The organism is Nguyenibacter vanlangensis (genome assembly GCF_013376155.1).
Taxonomy (GTDB): Bacteria; Pseudomonadota; Alphaproteobacteria; order Acetobacterales; family Acetobacteraceae; genus Gluconacetobacter; species Gluconacetobacter vanlangensis.
Map to the genome: position 1 here is coordinate 1 of NZ_JABXXP010000724.1, position 1,375 is coordinate 1,375.

Consider the following 1,375-nt stretch of genomic DNA (forward strand, 5'->3'; position numbering starts at 1 on the left):
GCCAGGCAGTAGCCGCGGCCGCGCACGGTGCGGATCAGGCCGGGGCCGACCTTCTTGCGGACGCGGCTGACGAAGACCTCGATCGCGTTGCTTTCGATTTCCTCGCCCAGGCCGTAGAGCGCGTCCTCGATCTGTTCACGCGAGCAGATGGCGCCGGCGCGGCGGGCCAGCAATTCGATCACCGCCCATTCGCGCGCGGTCAGCGCCACGTCCTGTCCCAGGCGGGACATGCGGCGGCGGGCGAGGTCGATTTCGACCTCGCCCAGTTCCAGGCGGTTGTCGACCAGGGCGACGTAGCGGCGCGAGACCGCATCGAGCCGGGCGAGCAGTTCGTCGAAATCGTAGGGCTTGACGATATAGTCGTCCGCGCCGTCGGACAGGCCGGCGATGCGGTCGCTGATCTGGTCCTGCGCGGTGGTGATCAGGATGGCCATGGCCGAGCCGCCGCGCCGGACCTGCCGCAGCAGGTCGCGGCCGCTGCCGTCGGGCAGGCCGAGATCGAGCAGCAGGAAATCATAGGCGGCGGCGGAGAGCGCGGCGCGGGAATCGTCCAGCGTGGTGAACCAGTCCACGGCGTGGCCCGCGCGGCGGAGCCGGTCCCGCACCGCCGAGCCCAGGGCGGCTTCGTCCTCGACGATCAGGATCCGCACCGATGCCCTCCTTGCCCGCGCGGACGGATGTCCGTCCGCGTCATGCGTCGCTTCTGTCGCGCATCACCCGTGCATAGAGCGACGGCAGCACCAGCAAGGTCAACAGGGTCGATGAGACAAGGCCGCCGATCACCACGCTGGCCAGGGGGCGTTCGACCTCGGCCCCCGCGCTGGTGGAGAAGGCCATGGGGAAGAAGCCGAGGCTGGCGACCAGGGCAGTGGCGATGACCGGGCGGAAGCGCTCCTCGGCGGCCTCGAAGGCCGCGCGGGCGACCGGGATGCCGCGCGCGCGCAGATGCTGGATGTAGCTGACCAGCACCACGCCGTTGAGGATGGCCACCCCGAACAGCGCGATGAAGCCGATGCCCGCCGAGATGCTGAAGGGCAGGCCGCGCGCCCAGAGCATGAGGATGCCCCCGGTCGCGGCCACCGGCAGGTTGACGAACACCAGCAGCGCCGGCCGGACCGCGCCCAGGGCCACCACCAGCAGGGCGAAGATCAGCGCCAGCGCGATCGGCACCACGATATCGAGCCGGGCCATGGCCGACTGCAGGTTGCGGAACTGGCCCTGCCAGATCATGCGGTAGCCGGGGGGGAGATGCACCCGCGCCGCGACGGCGGCCTGGGCGGCGGCGACGTAGGAGCTGAGGTCGCGCCCGCGCACGTTGGCCTGCACCACCAGGCGGCGTTGGATGCGGTCGCGGCTGATGCGCGGGGGGCCGTCG

General features: G+C 71.3%; 2 protein-coding genes. Both read right to left on the reverse strand.

Translation table 11 applies throughout. The features are described 5' to 3' along the window. Positions 1–650: response regulator (locus HUK84_RS18430; protein ID WP_176641528.1), on the reverse strand; the 650-nt coding region annotated here is incomplete at its 3' end. A gap of 40 nt (positions 651–690) precedes the next feature. Then, positions 691–1,375 (reverse strand): efflux RND transporter permease subunit (locus HUK84_RS18435; protein WP_176641529.1); only part of this gene is annotated, 685 nt, incomplete at its 5' end.